The sequence below is a fragment of the Peptoniphilus stercorisuis genome (assembly GCF_017874395.1).
Classification (GTDB): domain Bacteria; phylum Bacillota; class Clostridia; order Tissierellales; family Peptoniphilaceae; genus Anaerosphaera; species Anaerosphaera stercorisuis.
Genome location: NZ_JAGGLJ010000005.1, coordinates 91,587 through 109,752, shown reverse-complemented (window position 1 = coordinate 109,752; position 18,166 = coordinate 91,587). Strand labels below are relative to the sequence as shown.

The window sequence follows — 18,166 nt, the reverse complement described above, 5'->3', positions numbered from 1 at the left end:
CACCTAATTACTCTATAATTATAACATAAAGTTTTTTAATTTGGTTATTATTCAAAGAAGATTTGTTCGATTTCTTCTTTGTTATCACGAGTCATAAGTGACATTACTGCATCTCTTGGATCTTTATTTAAATATAATACTTCATATAGTTTTTCAGTAATAGGCATAGAAACATTATGTTTTTTAGATAATTCATAAGCCGATTTTGTAGTTTTAACACCTTCTACTACTTGACCGACTTCAATTGCTGCTTCTTCTGAAGATAATCCCTCACCTATTAATATTCCTGCTCGTCTATTTCTTGAATGCATACTTGTACAAGTTACTATTAAATCCCCTATACCTGCTAAACCATTAAATGTATGAGCATTTGCTCCAAGTGAAATTCCAAGTTTACTCATTTCATATATTCCACGAGTCATTAAAGCAGCTTTTGTATTATCTCCATATCCAAGTCCATCACTCATTCCAGCTGCAAGTGCAATTATATTTTTTAAAGCTCCTCCAAATTCAACACCTATTAAATCTGGATTCGTATATACTCTAAATTTTTCTGTTGCAAAAGCATCTTGTACTAATTTTGATGTTTCTTTATCCTTTGAGGATACTGTTACTGCTGTTGGTATATCTAGTCCTACTTCTTCAGCATGAGATGGTCCTGATAAAACAGCAAAGTGATTTTTCGGTAAAATTTCTTCTGATATTTCAGAAACTCTATCTAGAGAATCAACTTCTATACCCTTTGCTAAATTAACTATTATCTGCTGTTCATTTACTTCATTTTGAATTGATTTTAAAACTGTTCTAACTGCATTTGTCGGTACTGCTAATACTATAATTTTACAATCTTTTATTGCAAACTCTATATTATTAGTTGCAGTTATTTTTTTAAATTTTATACCTGGTAAGTATTTTGAATTTTCTAAATTTTTATTTATATCTTCGACTATTTCATTATTTCTAATATAGAATTTTACATCATGTCCTTTATTAGAAAGAAGTCTTGCTACTGCTGTTCCCCAACTACCGCCGCCAAGAACTGCTATATTCATTTTTTTCTCTCCTTACCTAACTTATTTTCATTTCCGCTTAAAATCCTCTTAATATTTGATCTATGTCTTATTATACCAAGAATGGAAATAATCCAAATTACGGTTAAAACATCATAGGAATAATTCTCTAAAATTGTAAACAAAATAATTATTGCAGTGAAAAAACATATTGAACCTAAAGAAGCCATTTTGCTTAAAATAACTACAATCATCCAAATTGCCCAAGCTATAAAAGTTAATTTAAAATTAAAAACAGCAAGAGAGCCCATAGTTGTCGCAACTCCCTTGCCCCCTTTAAAATTCATATGAAATGGATAGTCATGTCCTAAAACACAAAAAAGTATTGATAATATTATTACATGTTCAGGAAGATTTAATAAGTATTTAGTAATAAAAACTATTAAACTTCCCTTTAAAAAATCAATAACAAAGGTTATAACTCCCCATTTTTTACCAAGAACTCTTAAAGCATTAGTCGTTCCAGCATTTCCACTGCCATGTTTTCTTATATCAACTTTTAAAAATATATTACCTATTAAATAAGATCCAGATACTGTCCCTAATAAATAGGACAGTATATAGACTAATAGGCTTTTCATTAATTTTCGCCTCTATTTCTAAGTGTTAATACTATAGGCACTCCATCGAAACTATAAGATTCTCTTATTTGATTTTCAATATATCTTACATAGCTAAAATGAAATAAAGCTTTATCATTTACATGCAATACAAATTTCGGTGGTCTAACAGAAGCCTGAGTACCATAATAAAGTTTTCCACGTCTGCCTTTATCTGATGGTGGTTGATTCATTAATACTGCTCTATTTAATATATCATTTAAGACACCTGTTTGAATTCTATGATTATAATTATTATTTACTATTGAAATAAGTTCTAATAATCTATTTACTCTTTGACCTGTTTTAGCTGATATAAATAATATTGGTGCATAATTTATGAAAGGAAGTCTTTCTCTTACTTCTTTTTCAAATTTACGCATTGTCTTATTATCTTTTTCTATTAAGTCCCATTTGTTTACAGCTATTATTATAGCTTTATTATTGTCATGAGCATATCCTACAATTTTTGCATCTTGCTCAGACACTCCCTCACTTGCATCTATTACAAGTACACATACGCTTGATCTTTCAATTGAAGTCAATGTTCTTATTACAGAATATCTTTCAACATTTTCGTCTATACGCTTTTTCTTTCTAAGTCCAGCTGTATCAACCAATATATATTCTTCATCTTTATAAGAAAAATTAGTATCTATTGCATCTCTAGTAGTTCCAGGTATATTTGTTACAATAACTCTGTCTTCACCTAGAATATTATTTATTAAAGAAGATTTTCCAACATTTGGTTTTCCAATAAATGAAACTCTGATTTTATCGTCTTCATACTCTTCTTCTTGTGCTGGAAATCCTTCTATAATCTCATCTAATAAATCTCCAACTCCCATTCCTTGCTCAGAACTAATCCTTATAGGATCACCTAGTCCTAGTTCAAAGAAATCATAATAATTATCATTAGCTGCTTTTGAATCAAATTTATTTAATGCAAGTATTACTTTTTTATTAGATTTTCTAAGATATGTTGCTATCTCTTTATCGTTAGCTGAAACACCCTTAACCGCATCAGTTAAAAAAACAACAACATCACTTGTATCAAGAGCAAGATCTACTTGTGCTTTTATACTAGACATGAAAATATCTTGATCCTTTAGATCTAATCCTCCTGTATCTACAAGTAAAAAATTTCTTCCTAACCAATCGGCATCAGAATAAATTCTATCTCTTGTAACTCCTGGAGTATCTTCTGTTATAGATATTTTTCTTCCTACAATTTTATTAAAAAGTGTTGATTTTCCAACATTTGGTGTACCAATAATTGACACTATGGGTTTTTCCATACTATCACCCCATTCTATTAATTTCGATTTCCATTATATCATTAGATTAAAGTACTTTCAATTAATATTATGATTGTACAAGACACTTAAAGATAGTATAATCAAATTGAATGAGGTTATTTATGGTTAAAAAAATTGAAAATACTAATGATGTAAAAAAATTAGCAAATTTAGCTTTATATGCTGGCGAAATTTTAATTAAAAGTGGAGCTGAAATTTATAGAGCAGAAGATACTGTAAAAAGAATCTGTGAATCTAAAGAAAATATTGATGATGTAAATGCCTATGCACTTCCATTAGCTCTTTTTGTATCTATAACTTATAAAGGTGAGACATTTACTACTTTTAAAAGAGTAGAACCTAGAGGTACTAATTTAGACATAATAGACAAAGTTAATACATTTTCTCGTAACTTCGTTGCTGATGGTGGTATCGATTACAATGAAGGTATGGAAATATTAAAAGAAATTGAAACAAAAAATATTCTTTCTAATTGGCAAAAAAACTTAGCAGCTGCTATTGCTGGAGCTTTTTTTACTATTTTATTTGGTGGAAATTTTAAAGACTTTGTTTCTACATTCTTTATAGCCGCTATTATGTCACAAATTTTTAACAAAGTATCTAACTTAAAACTCTCCTTTGTAATCAATAATTTTATAGGAGCATTTATTGTTTCACTTCTAGCTGTAGTTTGTATTAAGCTTAATCTAGCAACTAATATCGATAAAGTTATTATAGGTGGTATTATGATATTAGTGCCTGGAGTTGAAGCTACAAACGCATCAAGAGAAACTATGAATGGAGATTTTTTATCAGGTGTAATCGGTTTTACTAAGGCTATATTTTTAGCAACTTCTATTGCCCTTGGAGCAGGAGTTGTTCTTAAAATTTTTATGTGAGGTTTATATGAGCTTTTATCTTTCACAATTTGTTATAGCATTTTTTGGAACTATGGGTTTTTCTATGTACTTTAATTGTCCTAAAAGGATATTACCCTTTGCTTGTTCAGTTAGTGGAATAATATGGGTTCTATTTAAATATATTGTACTAGCTACAAATAATGTAATTTTAGCAGGTTTTATATCTGCCTTTTGTGTTGGTATAATAGGAGAAATTTGTGCAAGAATATTTAAAACTCCAGCATTATTATTTATTCTACCAGGCTTAGTTCCAATGATTCCAGGAGCTGGAACTTATTATACAATGTATTATTTAATCTATGGAAGCTACGAAATCTTTAGAGCTACATTCTCAGAAACATTCTATACATTAATAGCATTGTCTCTAGGTGTAGTTGCTTCAACAGGCTTTACTAAAGCCTTTGTTACAATAAAAAATAATATATTAAAAAGAGACTGATAATTCAGTCTCTTTTATAAGTTTTATATAATTTCATTGAGTAATTATATAAATTTAAATTTTCCTTATTACTCTTGTCATAAAAATAATATATTTTAAAATTATTCATATCTATTTGAGAAAAAGCATTTCCTTGAGGATTATAGTAATTCAAAGTCATTGGACTTCCATCTAGTCTTTCCTCTATTAAATACAATCTATTTCTATGATCAACTAAATATCTTAAAACCTGAACACCACTTTCCTCTTCAAGTGTTTTATCTAAAATATCCAAACTATTTAAATAGTCTATATTTTGACTAATAACATCAATATTAAAAAGTTCTTGTTTATTAATTTTTTTAATATTAACTAATGTATCATCATTTAATTTAAATTTATCATTATATGCAATATTATTTTTTTCAATTTCCAAATTATTTTTAGTTTGATTTAAGTAATTATAATTATATTCACTTGGATATAATAAATTATCATATGCAAGAATTGACTCTTCTTTAAGTTTTATAATATTTTTAGTTTCTTCAAAGAGAAGATTTTTATTTTTTAAATTTTCTTCCTTCGATAAAAATTTATATAAAGTGTCTTTAATCATATAATTATTATTCTCTTCAATTTGATTTAATACTCCTATATTTTTAAAAACTTCATTATTATTTTTAACTATCTTTGTATTTAAAATTGTATATAAATAATCATTTAAAATCAAAGAGTTAATAGTTATATTATTAATTGCTTCACTTTTAGAGGCAACTTCATCATCAGAAAAATATACAGATCTTAATTTCCTATATCTGATACTTTTATCTTTAATTGAATTTTTTCTATCAAGATCTAAGTTTCCCTTTATAGAATTTACAAGTCCTCTATTATAATCATTAGAGTATTTACTTAAATCTATATTTACATTTTCATAGTATTTTATTTTTTCAAGTATCTCTTCTTCTTTTTTATCTATTACTTCAAGTTTAGATTTTGAAGAATTAATATTTTCATCAATTTTTATTATTTTTTCTTTCAATACCTTATTTTGATTTTTATACAAAGTATTAACACTTTGATTTTTGCTTATATTTAAAAAGGAATAATATGAAAATACAGAAATCAAAGCGATACTTATAATGATAGTTAAAATATAAATTTTATTATTTAATCTTTTCATTATTATCACCTATTTCTAATATTTCTATTACTCCTAAATTCATGTAATACTCTTTACTTAGTCTAGATATTTCTTCTTTTAATTCTGATAGTCTATAAGATGTCAAATATCCAGTATTTAATCCATATCTTTCTAAATTAGAATATAAATCCGTTAAATTTATAATTTCAGCATAAATACTATCTAAATTTTTTTCTATATCTATAGAACCTGTTAATACTTTATTTAATTTTATAGAATACATTGCTGTTGAAAAATATAAAATATTATTTTCTTTAGAATTTCTATTTAAAGAATTTAAATAATTTATAGTTCCATTTTCTTTAGATATTTCATTAAATGCATTAAAATTAATATCTCTATATAAATCTGTAGATAAACTCTCTGTAGACTTTAAATCAATAAGACTCGAAAAATCACTTACTAAATTTATAAAACTTTCATCATTATAATAAGCTCCATTAAAATAATCATTATATTTTAAGACTGCAGATTCTATTTGCTTTAATATATTTTTATTTTCACTTTTAAGTCTATCTGCTGTATTTAATAGAATATTCTCTTTTTTATCTTTTAAATTATATCCATATAAACTAGAAAACTCATAAGTTGAGTTTTCTAGTTTATCTTTTTTTTCATTATATTCTATAGATAATTTTTCTTCTTCTATATTTTTTATCTTAAGCTCTTCATTTAAAGTATTATTATCTTTTTTAATAGCCTCAATATTTTTAATACTAAGTGTTGTATATCCAAAAAATAAAATACTTATTCCTAAAATAATAATCAATAAAATAGATAATATTTTTAAAAATTTTGAATTTTTTTCCATATCTATCTCCTAAAACTTACTTAAAACTAGATTATTATTTCCTGCCTTTCCATATTTATTATCTACTTTTTTAATTATTAAATATGCTACTGACATTACCAATAGTCCTGCAATAAGACTATATAGCTCAGCATGTAGATAATTTAAATTCTTAAAAATTGAAAAGAATATTACAGATCCTGCCATAAAAAATACTAATGGAAGTCCATATATTAATACCATATAACTTAAAACTGCTTTAGAGTTCATTTCTATTCTTACACGATCTCCTACTTTAGCATTTATTGTGTTTATAGTTTTTAAGTTAAAAGGCTTTGATTCACTACATTTAGCAGAACAAGTTGAACAATCGGAACCACAGGCACTTTCTCTAACTGCAAGTATTTCTATATGCTCGCCATCTTCTTTTACTACTACACCTATTTGCTCCATAAGATCCTCCTTACTTTTCAATAACCTTAATATGCACTTCTTCTAACTGTTCCTCTGTAAGTCTAGTTGGTGCTCCTGTTAGAAGACAAGTTGCAGATTGAGTTTTAGGAAATGCTATTACATCTCTTATATTATCTGAGTCTGTAAATAACATTATTAATCTATCAAGTCCATATGCAAGTCCTCCATGAGGTGGTGCTCCATATTTAAATGCTTCTAATAAAAATCCAAATTTATTTTGAGCTTCTTCTTCTGTAAATCCTAAAGCTTTAAACATTGTTTTTTGAATTTCTCTATCATTTATTCTAATACTTCCTCCACCCATTTCATCTCCATTAATTACTATGTCATAGGCTTTTGCTCTTGCATTTTGAGGCTCAGTTAAAACTATATCTAAATCTTCATCCATAGGTGATGTAAATGGATGATGTTTTGCAACATATCTTTCATCTTCTTCATCATACTCAAATAGTGGGAATTCTGTGATCCAAACTAATTTATAATCACCTTTTTTGATTAATTCCATATCTTTTGCAACTTTATTTCTTAAATTTCCTAAACTATCATATACTACTTTATTTTTATCAGCTACAAATACTAATAAATCTTTATCTTCTGCATTCATAGTTTTTATAATATCATCTAATACTTTTTCATCTAAGAATTTTGCAATAGGTGAATTTATTTCTCCATCTACAAGTTTAATCCAAGCAAGTCCATGAGCACCATAATCTTTTACAAAGTCTTCTAGTTTACCAATTGCCTTTCTTGAATAAAAGTCAGCTCCAGATTTAATATTTATTCCTCTTACGCTATATCCTTCTTCTGTAGCATTTTCAAAAACTTTAAATCCACAATTTTTAACTATAGATGAAATATCTTGAAGTTCAAGATCAAATCTTAAATCAGGTTTATCTACTCCAAATCTATCCATAGCTTCTTTATACTTCATTCTCTTAATAGGAAGTTCTATATCTACATCAACCATTTCTTTAAAAGCATATTTAAGGAATTTTTCATTGATTGATATTACATCATCTATTTCTACAAAACTCATCTCTAAGTCTATTTGTGTAAACTCAGGTTGTCTATTTGCTCTTAAGTCTTCATCTCTAAAACATTTTGTAATTTGGAAATATCTATCAAGACCTGAAACCATTAAAAGTTGTTTTAAAAGTTGTGGTGATTGAGGCAGTGCATAAAACTGTCCATCATTAACTCTACTAGGTACTAAATAGTCTCTTGCTCCTTCTGGAGTTGGCTTTGTAAGCATTGGAGTTTCCACTTCAATAAATCCTTCATTTGCAAAGAAATCTCTAGTTACTTTATAAAATTTTGATCTCATCATTAGATTATTTTGCATAAATGGTTTTCTTAAATCTAATGGTCTATTTTTAAGTCTCATAGTTTCTGAAACATTATCATCATCTTTTATATAAATTGGTGGCACTTCTGATTCATTAAGTATCTTTAGATCATTTGCTAAAATTTCTACTTTACCAGTTGGTATTTTATCATTTATTGATGATCTTTGTCTTATTATACCTTTTATAGCAATTACAAATTCAGATCTTAATTTTGTTGCTTTATTAAATAAGTCCTTATCAACTGTATCATCAAAAACGATTTGTGCTATTCCTGCTCTATCTCTTAAATCAACAAATATTATAGAACCTAAATTTCTTTCTTTAGCAACCCATCCCATAAGAGTTACTTCTTCATTTATGTTTTCTTCACGTATTTCACCGCAGTACATACTGCGTTTTAAATTGCCCATTTTCTCGGCCACAATTATCCCTCCATATGAAAATAAATAAACCTCGTCTTAAGGGACGAGGCTTGTTTTCCTTGTAACACCCTTAGTTAATAAAACTTATTACCTAAATAAAAGAGGTGTACGATTTATTATTTAAAAGAGTTAAACTCTAAATCAATTAAATTTGTCTCTTTTACATTAATCTGATTATATTGTTTTTTAAAAATCATGTCAAGTCTAACAAATTCTGTTTTTAACCTTATCTAATAATATTTCTTTGTGTTTTGTTTCATTATTTTTTATAAGCTCATCTACTGCAAAACCTGCTCCTTTGTCCATTCCTTGGCATCCTGCAAGTAATACTACATCATTAGATTTAGCATTATCTATTATAGATTTAACACTTTCTTCAAGAGTATCAAAAACTTTAACATCTATATTATTTTCTTTCATAACACTTAAAAATATTTCTAATTCTTCTTTTGAAACCTCATCTTTTTTCATTACAACATCTTTACTTAATGTTGCATAAAAAGTTTTTGGATCTAATTTTTTTAACCATTCAGCAGTTTTTTCTGCAGTTTCTTTATTTAAATTAACTCCTCTATTTCCACGAATTGCATATAGCATATGGAAATTATTAAATTCCATTTCTGATAAAGTACTTAAAGTTACATCTATATTTCTAACATTTGCATAATGATCATCAATGATTTTAAAGTTTTCATCATAAATCATCTCAAATCTTCTTTCAACTCCTGCAAAGCTATTTATAGAATCTTGTATTGTTTTAATATCAATATTATTTAAAAGTGCAATTATTATTGCTACTACTGAATTCATAACAGATGAATATCCAGCTACATCAAGCTCAATATCAAAGGAATTTTTTTCTATAATTATATCTTTATATTTTATATCTCTATTAATTATAAAAGTATATTTTCCCTTACCTGTTGATAAATCTAAGTTATCAATTGCAAAGTCTTCTTCTTTATTTTTTAAAGAGTATGTTAAAACTTGAGCCTTTGTCTTATCTTTTAATTCTTTAATTTTATCAAAATCAATATTTAAAACAGCAACAGCATCTTCTGATGCTTCTTTTATAAGCTTTGACTTTACTTCATAATACCTTTCAAAGCTACCATGTTGGTCTATATGCTCTCTACTAAAGTTATTGAATGTAACTACATCAAAGTCCACATTTTTTACTCTATATAGCTCCTCTGATGATGAAGATACTTCCATAGTTACTTTTTCTATTTGTTTATCTGCCATATCTCTAAAAAATCCTTGAAGTTCTAAAGATTCTGGAGTTGTCAAAATAGAAGGAATATTTACACCATCATATTTTGTATATACTGTACCTATAATTCCTGTTTTATATCCTGCATCTTTAAATATTTTATCAGTCATAAATGAAGTTGTAGTTTTACCATTTGTAGCAGTTATTCCAACTATATTCAATTCTTTTGATGGCTCTTTATAAAAATTATTTGCAATATCTGCAAGAGCAATTCTAGAATTTTCAACTTTTATTTGAGCTATATCTACATCTACAAAATTTTCAACTACTATATATTTTGCGCCCTTATCTTTTGCTACAGATATATACTTATGTCCATCTGTAATATATCCTTTAATTGCAACAAATATACTATTTTTTGTTACATCATCAGTATGAAAACTAATATTATCAACTTCACTATTAAAATCTATTTCTCTATTACTATTTATTATTTTTACATTTTCAAATATATCTTTTAGTATCAATTCACTCCACCTTAAAATTTAAAATCATTAATGTACTTACTCTTACTTACTTTATTATTTTTATTTATATAATCTTTTAAATTTCTATAATTCATAGTTTTTAAAATTTTATTTTTTTCAGGATAGTAAAACTTAGAAGTACTACACATTCCAAACCCAAGTATTGTCTCTTTTTCTTCCATCATAACCATATTGTAAATAGACTCCTTAGAAACTTTAGAGTATCCTATATTCTCTCCATTCCCAAGCATTCTTTTTTGTCTATACATATAATAAGGAATATAATCATTTTTTTTAGTTAAACTTTTTGTTAGCTTTAACATCTCATCTATATCATTACAATTTGAAAAATTTTTATTTTTATACAAATCAGATCCATTTTTTAAAGACAAAGTATGAATAGTAATATTTTCTGGATCTAAACTTATTACTTTATTTAAAGAATAATTTACATCCTCAACACTTTCTCCAGGAAGTCCTAAAATCAAATCCATATTAATAGACTCAAAACCTATTTTCTTTGCAATATCATAACTTAATAAAATATCTTCAACACTATGAGATCTTCCAATATTTTTTAAGGTTTTATTATTCATACTTTGAGGATTAATACTAATTCTATTTACTCCCATTTCTTTTAACATTAAAAGTATCTCTTTATTTATTGTATCAGGTCTTCCACACTCTACTGTAAACTCTAATGGCTTTTTATAATAGATATTAACAGTTCTAATAATCTCTTCTAGCTCTTTAATATCTATTGAAGTGGGAGTTCCTCCTCCAATATAAACTGTATGAGGAGGATTCTTTACAAATTGAGAATAATATTTTAATTCCTCTATTAAATAATCTGTATAAATTTTAGTATTTTTCTTATTATTATCTAAAGTTAAAAAAGAACAATAGCTACATTTTGTTGGACAAAAAGGAATATGAATATATAAACTATATCTATTCCTATTAACTGGATATAAATAAGATAATTCAGTTTTAGCAATATCTAAGCATAAATTTATAGAATCATCATTTAAAAGATAGTAATTTTTTAAAATTTCTTTAGTCTTTTCAATAGAATTTTTCTCTAATAAACTTAAAACTAGTTTTACTGGTCTTACACCTGTTAATATGCCCCAAGGATCTTCATTATCAAAATAATTATATAGATTTTTATACAACTCTCTTTTTATATTAAATTTTAATTCTCTTTTATCCTCTACTTTTTTAACTAAAATTGTTTTATTTATTTCTTTAGATGAAATTAATATTTCTAGATAGTTTATATTATCCCTAATAGAAATTTCCATATCTTTTTTATTTTCATAAGATGGTAGTTGAGTTCTTATAAATTCAAATATATTTCTACAAATATCTTCATCATGAAATATAACTTTTATCATAATCTTGTTTGTATAAAAGGATTGTTTACTTTTTCAAAAGCTACTTTAGTTTCAGGTCCATGTCCTGGCAATACTATTGTTTCATTAGGAAGTTTCATAAGATTCATTAATGAATCCATAATAGTTTCATAATCTCCACCTGGAAAATCAGTTCTTCCAATAGATCCCATAAATAATGTATCTCCTGAAAATAGAATATTATCTATTAAATAGCAAACTCCACCTCTTGTATGTCCTGGTGTAAAAATAACTTTTATTTCTAAATCATTAAACTTAATAATTTCTGCATCTTTTACTAAATGATCTACTTTAAATTTTTCATTTTTTTCATTCATTAGCATATTTAAGTTTTTTAATCCTTCTTCTAATAGTGATACTTCATGTTCTCCCATATATACTGGAACATTTAAAGCATTCTTTATTTCTACTAGAGCACCTATATGATCTTCATGAGCATGAGTTAAAAGAATTTTTTCAACCTTTAGCCCTTCACTTTCAACTGCATTTAAAATATCTTTAGCTTGAGCACCTGGATCAACAATAATAGCTTTTTTGTCTTCATCAAATATTATATAGCAATTAGTTTGATAGCTTCCAACTGCAAGTCTCATAATTTTAAACTTCATAATTCCTCCTATATAATCTTACTACTATCTAACAATATTGTTACTGGTCCATCATTAATAAGTTCTACTTTCATATCTGCTCCATAAGATCCATGAGATGTATTTATTCCTAAATTTTTACATTCTTTTATAAATCTTTCATAATAATCTTTTCCATCTTCAAACTTAGCAGCTCTTATATAACTTGGACGATTACCTTTTCTAGCATCTCCATAAAGTGTGAATTGTGAAATAACTAATATACTTCCATCTACATCTTGTAAACTTTTATTCATTACTCCATCTTCATCGTCAAATATTCTTAAATTAGTAACTTTTTTAAAAATATAATCAAAATCACTATCTTTATCTTCAGCTTCTACACCTAGAAAAAGTAATATTCCTTTATCTATATCTCCAATTAATTCATTATCTACTTTTACGCTTGCACTATTTACACGTTGAACAACTGCTCTCATATTATCCCCCTAAATTATGCTTTCACTCTATATGCGTCAAGAACATTATCAACTTTTTTAATTTTAGAAATTAAACTCTTAAGTTCTTCTTTACTTTGAATTTCTACAACAATATCTAAAATTAAATCTCCATCTCTTGTTGTTCTAGCACTTAAACTACTTAAATTTAATTTTAAATCATTAATCTTATTTGCAACATCTGATATTACATTTGATTTATCTAAGGCCTTGACTTCTATTTCAGTATTATAAGATGCTCCCTCTTCCTTATCCCAATAAACATCTATTATTCTGTCTTTATCAGTTAAGTTTTTCATATTAGCACAATCTTTTCTATGAACAGAAATACCTCGTCCTATAGTAATATATCCTACTATGTCATCACCTGGAACAGGATTACAACATTTTGCAAATCTTATTTTTAAATTATCAACATCTTTTACAGCTATTCCATCTTGTGATTGTCTTCTAGTTCTTTGTGGAATTTGTTCTGGTAATATAAATTCTTTTTCTTTGTTTTCTTTTTTATAATTTTCAATTAGTTTTGAAAGAACTTGATTTATTGTAATACTTCCAAATCCAAGAGCTGCATATAAATCCTCAACAGAACCTAGACTCATTTTTTCTTTTATATCTTCTAACCACTCATCTTTCATTAAGTCTGATGGTTTATATCCCAATCTTTTTATTTCTTTTTCTAAGACTTCTTCTCCACGTTCAATATTTTTATCTCTATCTTTAACTTTAAAATATTGAGAGATTTTCTTCTTAGCTTGAGGACTTTTTACTATATTTAACCAATCTAAAGAAGGGCCAGAATTTGGGTTTGTAATAATATCAATTATATTTCCATTTTTAAGTTTATAATTTAATGGAACTATTCTTCCATTTACTTTAGCTCCAGTACAAGAATTACCTACATCAGAGTGAATTCTATAAGCAAAGTCTATTGGAGTTGAATCTTCTGGTAAATTTATTACATCTCCTCTAGGTGTAAATACAAATACTTCATCAGCAAAAAAGTCTATTTTTAAAGTTTCCATAAAATCATCTGGATCTTTTAAATCTTTTTGCCATTCTAATAATTGTCTAAGCCATGTAAGATTTTCATCAAAAGATGTAGTTTTATTTGCTCCTGATTTATACTTCCAGTGAGCAGCAATACCATATTCAGCAGTCCTATGCATATCATAAGTTCTAATTTGAACTTCAAAAGTCTCTCCATTATTATCTATTACTGTTGTATGAAGAGATTGATATTTATTTGGTTTAGGCATTGCAATATAATCTTTAAATCTACCTGGTATAGGTTTCCATAAAGTATGAACTACACCTAAAACACCATAACAATCTTTAACATCATCTACTAAAACTCTTACAGCAGATAAGTCATAAATTTCTTCAAAGGTTCTTCCCTTAAATTCCATTTTCTTATAAATACTATAAAAGTTTTTTGGTCTTCCATGTATATCTGCTTCTATTCCAATTTTTTTAAGATTTTCATTTAATTTTTCTATAATTGAATTTATTAAATCTTCTCTTTCATTCCTTCTTTTATTTACCATATCAACTAATTTATAGTAATTTTCAGGATCTAAATACCTAAGAGATAAATCTTCTAATTCCCATTTAACCTTACTCATACCTAGTCTATCTGCTATAGGAGCATATATTTGAATTGTTTCTAAAGCTTTTTCTTTCTTCTTTTCATCAGTCATATACTCTAAAGTTCTCATATTGTGAAGTCTATCTGCAAGTTTTACAATTATAACTCTAATATCACGAGCCATAGCAAGAACCATTTTTCTTATATTTTCAGCTTGTTTTTCTTGTTTTGTTTTATAATTTAATTTTTTAAGTTTTGTTACACCATCTACTAAATCTGCTATTTCTGTTCCAAATTCCTTTTGAACATCTTCATAAGTTACATCAGTATCTTCAATAGTATCGTGTAAAAGTCCTGCTATTATTGTAGGTGTATCCATATTCATATCAGCTAATATTAAAGCTACATTATATGGATGAATAATATAGTCTTCACCTGAGTTTCTCTTTTGACCAGCATGATGTTCTTCAGCCATTTTAAAGGCCTTAGTTATTTGTTCTTCATCAACATTGGGATTATATTCTTTTATTTTATCTAATAATTCCTCTAACATCTTGCTCCCTCACTTACTCTATAATTTTTGATTTTTAATTCAAGATTTTGATTTCCTCTAAAGCTATTAATACTTGGAGTATATACAATATCTAAAAATATATTACTATTTAAATTATTAATCATATTGTTAATTTCATTAATAGGATATTCTTTAGATAATTTTAAAATAAAATCGTCTATACTTTCAAATAATAATATTTCTCTTGAAGTCATACCATCTGTTAAAATCATTTTTATTACATTTTTATTTTTTCCAAAGACAGAAAATCTAATAACTTTTAAATTTTTAGTCCCAAAAACAGCATTTGGATTTGCTGTTCCATAAGGTTCAAATTTTTCTAATTGTTTTGCTAAATTTAAATCAGTATTTGATAAACTTAAACCTAAATCCATATATACTTTCTTAATCAAATCTTCTTCTGTTAAATCAGCATCTTTATTAATTAAGTTTATAAATTCCTCTAAATTTTCTTTTTTTAAACTCAAACCACAGGCCATAGCATGTCCACCAAAGCTCTCTAATAGATTTTTATGTTCAGATACCTTCTCAAACATATTGTATACATCTATACTTCTTCCTGAGCCTTTTAAGATGCCATTTGAATATGTTAATACAATTGTTGGTCTATTATACTTTTCTTTTATTCTTCCTGCTATTATGCCTACTACGCTTTCATTTAAATCATCATCATAAACTATTAATACTTTTTGTTTACTCATTAAATTGTTGATTTCAATTTGTTTATCTATTTTATTATATCCATCATCAGTTAGGACTTGTCTTTCTACATTTAAACCTCTTAAATATTTAGCTTTTTCTAGCGCCTTATTTTCATCTTTTTCAAGTAATAAGTCAATAGCAATACTTGCATCTTCTAATCTTCCACTAGAATTTATAGTAGGTCCTAGGACAAAACCTAAATGATAGACATCTATTTTCTTATCTTCTAACATTGCCGATTTTATTAATGCACTTAATCCTATATCACTTGTATTATTTAAATATCTAAGTCCATTAGATACAATTATTCTATTTTCATTAATTAATGGCATTACATCACATACAGTTGCTATTGCTGCATAAGGAAGTAGAAAATTATACAGTTCATCTTCATTTATACCATTAATCTTATATAGATAATCTATTAATTTATATGCAACAACTCCACCGCATATTTCTTTAAAAGGATATTTTGAATTATCTCTTTTTGGATTTATTATTGCATCAGCTAAAGGTAATACTTCTTCTTTTAATTCATTTCGAACAACCTCATGATGATCTGTAACGATAATATCTATATTATTTTCTTTTGCATAAGATATTGCATCAAAAGCTGCAATTCCATTGTCACAAGTAATTATTAAGTTTATATTATCTTCTTTTGCTCTATTTATTATAGTTTTATTAATACCATATCCATCTGTAATTCTATTTGGGATATCAAAATCTATATTTGCATTTAATCTTAAAAGACCATTATATAAGATATAAGTACTCATAACCCCATCTACATCATAGTCTCCAACAATTCTAATTTTATTATTTTGTTCAATGTTTTTCATTATTAAATTAGATGCTTTTATTAAGTCAGGTAGTAATAAAGAGGTATTTAAATCTTCTAAAGATGGATTTAAATACCTTTCTATTTCATCTTCTGTTTTAATATCTCTGTTAACAAGTACTTTATACAAAATTTTATTTAAGTTAAATTTTTCATAATCAATATTTTCAGGTTTTGTATTCTTTATAAACCATTTTTCCATTTAATCACCATACCATTTATATATTTAAAAGTATAACATAAAATAATTATATTGAACATAATATTAAATATGTAGCAATAAAGGGGCCTCTAAGAGACCCCTTTATTATTATGCTTCATTTGCTAAAACTGAAATTGCACATTCAATTCTTTTCTTTTCCATTTCGCAACCAACATGATATGGCTTTTTAAAATCATTATTTGAATAATATGCATTTGCATGGCATCCACCACTACAATAATATCTTGCCCAACAAGTTGAACATCCTTCTTTTGTAAATACATTAGAGCATTTAAATTTGTCTCTTAAGTCATTATTTACAATGCCAGTATTTACATCACCTAGTTTAAACTCTGTTTCTCCAACAAATTGGTGACAAGGATATATATCTCCCTCAGGAGTTACAGCAACATATTCAGATCCTGCTCCACATCCTACAGTTCTTTTTATAATACAAGGACCTTGTGTTAAATCAATCATAAAGTGGAAGAAAGTAAATTTCTTATCTTTCTTTCTGATTTCTATATAGTTTTTGCTCATTTTTTCATATTCTTTTAAAATTGTATCTAGATGTTCTTCTCTAATTGCATATTCTTCTTTTTCATCAGTTACTACTGGTTCAATAGAAGTTTTCTTAAATCCTAAATTATAAAAATCTAATAAATCATTTGAAAAATCAAGATTTTTATTAGTAAATGTTCCTCTAATAAAGTAATCTTTATCTCCTCTTCTATTTACTAGTTCTTGGAATTTTGGAACTATTAAATCATAAGAACCTTTTTCATTTACAGTAGGTCTCATATGATCATTTATGCATTTTCTACCATCTAAAGATAATACAACATTATCCATATTTTCATTTATATAATCAATAGTCTCATCATCTAATAAGACACCATTTGTAGTTATTGTAAATCTGAAGTTTTTGTTATATTTTTTTTCTTCTTTACGACCATAGTCAACTAGTTTTTTTACTAGTTCAAAATTCATAAGTGGCTCTCCACCAAAGAAATCTACTTCAAGATTTCTTCTATTTCCAGAATTTTTAAGTAAAAAGTCTAATGCTTTAGTACCAACTTCATAATCCATTAGAAGTCTTTGACCTTTAAAGTCACCTTGAGATGCAAAACAATATCGACAACGTAAGTTACAATCATGAGCTACATGAAGACACATTGCCTTAACAACATTTTCAGGATTATAAATAGGTTTCATTAGTTGCTCATCTTCAGTAAATAGAAGCCCTTCTTCTTTTAATTCTTTTATTTCTTCTAAAGCTTCTTTTATTGAAGTTTCAGAATATTTTTCTAAAAACTTATTTATTATTTCATTTTCACTTAGTTCATTATAGTCATCTACTAAGTCATAAATTATCTGATCAACTACATGAACAGAACCACTTGCTATATCTAAAATTATATATTTATCATTTAAATAAAATTTATGAATTCTTTCCATCTTTATATTACTCCCCATTAT

At 26.3% G+C, this 18,166-nt stretch carries 16 protein-coding genes; 2 read left to right on the top strand and 14 right to left on the bottom strand.

All coding sequences use genetic code 11. From position 1 onward, the window contains the following. Positions 1-47: 47 nt before the first annotated feature. From J2Z71_RS03675 to der, 3 genes are read right to left on the bottom strand one after another with little or no spacing between them, the layout of a single operon-like run. A complete protein-coding gene (locus J2Z71_RS03675) occupies positions 48-1,052 on the bottom strand; it encodes an NAD(P)H-dependent glycerol-3-phosphate dehydrogenase (protein WP_210060503.1) in 1,005 nt (334 codons plus the stop codon). After that, a complete protein-coding gene (gene plsY / locus J2Z71_RS03670) occupies positions 1,049-1,651 on the bottom strand; it encodes a glycerol-3-phosphate 1-O-acyltransferase PlsY (protein ID WP_210060502.1) in 603 nt (200 codons plus the stop codon). The genes J2Z71_RS03675 and plsY overlap by 4 nt, the downstream gene beginning before the upstream one ends. Next, on the bottom strand, positions 1,651-2,967 hold the full coding sequence (gene der / locus J2Z71_RS03665; protein WP_210060501.1) for a ribosome biogenesis GTPase Der: 1,317 nt from the start codon (positions 2,965-2,967) through the stop codon (positions 1,651-1,653). The genes plsY and der overlap by 1 nt, the downstream gene beginning before the upstream one ends. 122 nt (positions 2,968-3,089) lie before the next feature. On the opposite strand from der, the gene J2Z71_RS03660 reads away from it, so the two are divergent. Both J2Z71_RS03660 and J2Z71_RS03655 read left to right on the top strand, forming a co-directional pair. Continuing rightward, complete coding sequence (locus J2Z71_RS03660) at positions 3,090-3,866, top strand: threonine/serine exporter family protein (protein WP_210060500.1); 777 nt, start codon at positions 3,090-3,092, stop codon at positions 3,864-3,866. A gap of 7 nt (positions 3,867-3,873) precedes the next feature. Beyond that, positions 3,874-4,326 (top strand): threonine/serine exporter family protein, encoded by a 453-nt coding sequence (locus tag J2Z71_RS03655; RefSeq protein WP_210060499.1) that lies wholly within the window; start codon positions 3,874-3,876, stop codon positions 4,324-4,326. A gap of 4 nt (positions 4,327-4,330) precedes the next feature. Here J2Z71_RS03655 and J2Z71_RS03650 read toward each other — a convergent pair whose 3' ends face one another. The 11 genes from J2Z71_RS03650 to scfB all read right to left on the bottom strand — a co-directional run bounded on the left by J2Z71_RS03650 (position 4,331) and on the right by scfB (position 18,145). Further along, positions 4,331-5,488 (bottom strand): hypothetical protein, encoded by a 1,158-nt coding sequence (locus J2Z71_RS03650; protein WP_210060498.1) that lies wholly within the window; start codon positions 5,486-5,488, stop codon positions 4,331-4,333. Further along, a complete protein-coding gene (locus J2Z71_RS03645) occupies positions 5,472-6,320 on the bottom strand; it encodes a hypothetical protein (RefSeq protein WP_210060497.1) in 849 nt (282 codons plus the stop codon). The genes J2Z71_RS03650 and J2Z71_RS03645 overlap by 17 nt, the downstream gene beginning before the upstream one ends. Before the next feature lie 9 nt (positions 6,321-6,329). Further along, on the bottom strand, positions 6,330-6,752 hold the full coding sequence (locus J2Z71_RS03640; protein ID WP_210060496.1) for a SoxR reducing system RseC family protein: 423 nt from the start codon (positions 6,750-6,752) through the stop codon (positions 6,330-6,332). A 10-nt stretch (positions 6,753-6,762) separates the two neighbouring features. Then, entirely contained in the window at positions 6,763-8,541 is a 1,779-nt protein-coding gene (gene aspS / locus J2Z71_RS03635) for an aspartate--tRNA ligase (protein WP_210060495.1), read from the bottom strand. A 204-nt stretch (positions 8,542-8,745) separates the two neighbouring features. After that, a complete protein-coding gene (locus J2Z71_RS03630; protein ID WP_210060494.1) occupies positions 8,746-10,281 on the bottom strand; it encodes a Mur ligase family protein in 1,536 nt (511 codons plus the stop codon). Between the two features lie 11 nt (positions 10,282-10,292). Beyond that, complete coding sequence (gene hemZ, locus J2Z71_RS03625) at positions 10,293-11,678, bottom strand: coproporphyrinogen dehydrogenase HemZ (RefSeq protein ID WP_210060493.1); 1,386 nt, start codon at positions 11,676-11,678, stop codon at positions 10,293-10,295. Continuing rightward, positions 11,675-12,304, bottom strand: coding sequence for an MBL fold metallo-hydrolase (locus J2Z71_RS03620; RefSeq protein ID WP_210060492.1), 630 nt, complete (start codon positions 12,302-12,304; stop codon positions 11,675-11,677). Before J2Z71_RS03620 ends, hemZ begins: the two co-directional genes overlap by 4 nt. An 8-nt stretch (positions 12,305-12,312) precedes the next feature. Continuing rightward, on the bottom strand, positions 12,313-12,762 hold the full coding sequence (gene dtd / locus J2Z71_RS03615) for a D-aminoacyl-tRNA deacylase (protein WP_210060491.1): 450 nt from the start codon (positions 12,760-12,762) through the stop codon (positions 12,313-12,315). A gap of 14 nt (positions 12,763-12,776) precedes the next feature. After that, positions 12,777-14,921, bottom strand: a complete 2,145-nt coding sequence (locus J2Z71_RS03610; RefSeq protein WP_210060490.1) for a RelA/SpoT family protein — start codon at positions 14,919-14,921, stop codon at positions 12,777-12,779. After that, a complete protein-coding gene (recJ, locus tag J2Z71_RS03605; RefSeq protein WP_210060489.1) occupies positions 14,915-16,687 on the bottom strand; it encodes a single-stranded-DNA-specific exonuclease RecJ in 1,773 nt (590 codons plus the stop codon). Before recJ ends, J2Z71_RS03610 begins: the two co-directional genes overlap by 7 nt. 108 nt (positions 16,688-16,795) lie before the next feature. Continuing rightward, positions 16,796-18,145, bottom strand: a complete 1,350-nt coding sequence (scfB, locus tag J2Z71_RS03600; protein WP_210060488.1) for a thioether cross-link-forming SCIFF peptide maturase — start codon at positions 18,143-18,145, stop codon at positions 16,796-16,798. Positions 18,146-18,166 lie beyond the last annotated feature (21 nt).

Coding starts and splice junctions, on each gene's coding strand:
- J2Z71_RS03675 (WP_210060503.1), bottom strand. CDS start 1,052: ATGAATATAGCAGTTCTTGGCGGCGGTAGTTGGGGAACAGCAGTAGCA.
- plsY (WP_210060502.1), bottom strand. CDS start 1,651: ATGAAAAGCCTATTAGTCTATATACTGTCCTATTTATTAGGGACAGTA.
- der (WP_210060501.1), bottom strand. CDS start 2,967: ATGGAAAAACCCATAGTGTCAATTATTGGTACACCAAATGTTGGAAAA.
- J2Z71_RS03660 (WP_210060500.1), top strand. CDS start 3,090: ATGGTTAAAAAAATTGAAAATACTAATGATGTAAAAAAATTAGCAAAT.
- J2Z71_RS03655 (WP_210060499.1), top strand. CDS start 3,874: ATGAGCTTTTATCTTTCACAATTTGTTATAGCATTTTTTGGAACTATG.
- J2Z71_RS03650 (WP_210060498.1), bottom strand. CDS start 5,488: ATGAAAAGATTAAATAATAAAATTTATATTTTAACTATCATTATAAGT.
- J2Z71_RS03645 (WP_210060497.1), bottom strand. CDS start 6,320: ATGGAAAAAAATTCAAAATTTTTAAAAATATTATCTATTTTATTGATT.
- J2Z71_RS03640 (WP_210060496.1), bottom strand. CDS start 6,752: ATGGAGCAAATAGGTGTAGTAGTAAAAGAAGATGGCGAGCATATAGAA.
- hemZ (WP_210060493.1), bottom strand. CDS start 11,678: ATGATAAAAGTTATATTTCATGATGAAGATATTTGTAGAAATATATTT.
- J2Z71_RS03620 (WP_210060492.1), bottom strand. CDS start 12,304: ATGAAGTTTAAAATTATGAGACTTGCAGTTGGAAGCTATCAAACTAAT.
- dtd (WP_210060491.1), bottom strand. CDS start 12,762: ATGAGAGCAGTTGTTCAACGTGTAAATAGTGCAAGCGTAAAAGTAGAT.
- J2Z71_RS03610 (WP_210060490.1), bottom strand. CDS start 14,921: ATGTTAGAGGAATTATTAGATAAAATAAAAGAATATAATCCCAATGTT.
- recJ (WP_210060489.1), bottom strand. CDS start 16,687: ATGGAAAAATGGTTTATAAAGAATACAAAACCTGAAAATATTGATTAT.
- scfB (WP_210060488.1), bottom strand. CDS start 18,145: ATGGAAAGAATTCATAAATTTTATTTAAATGATAAATATATAATTTTA.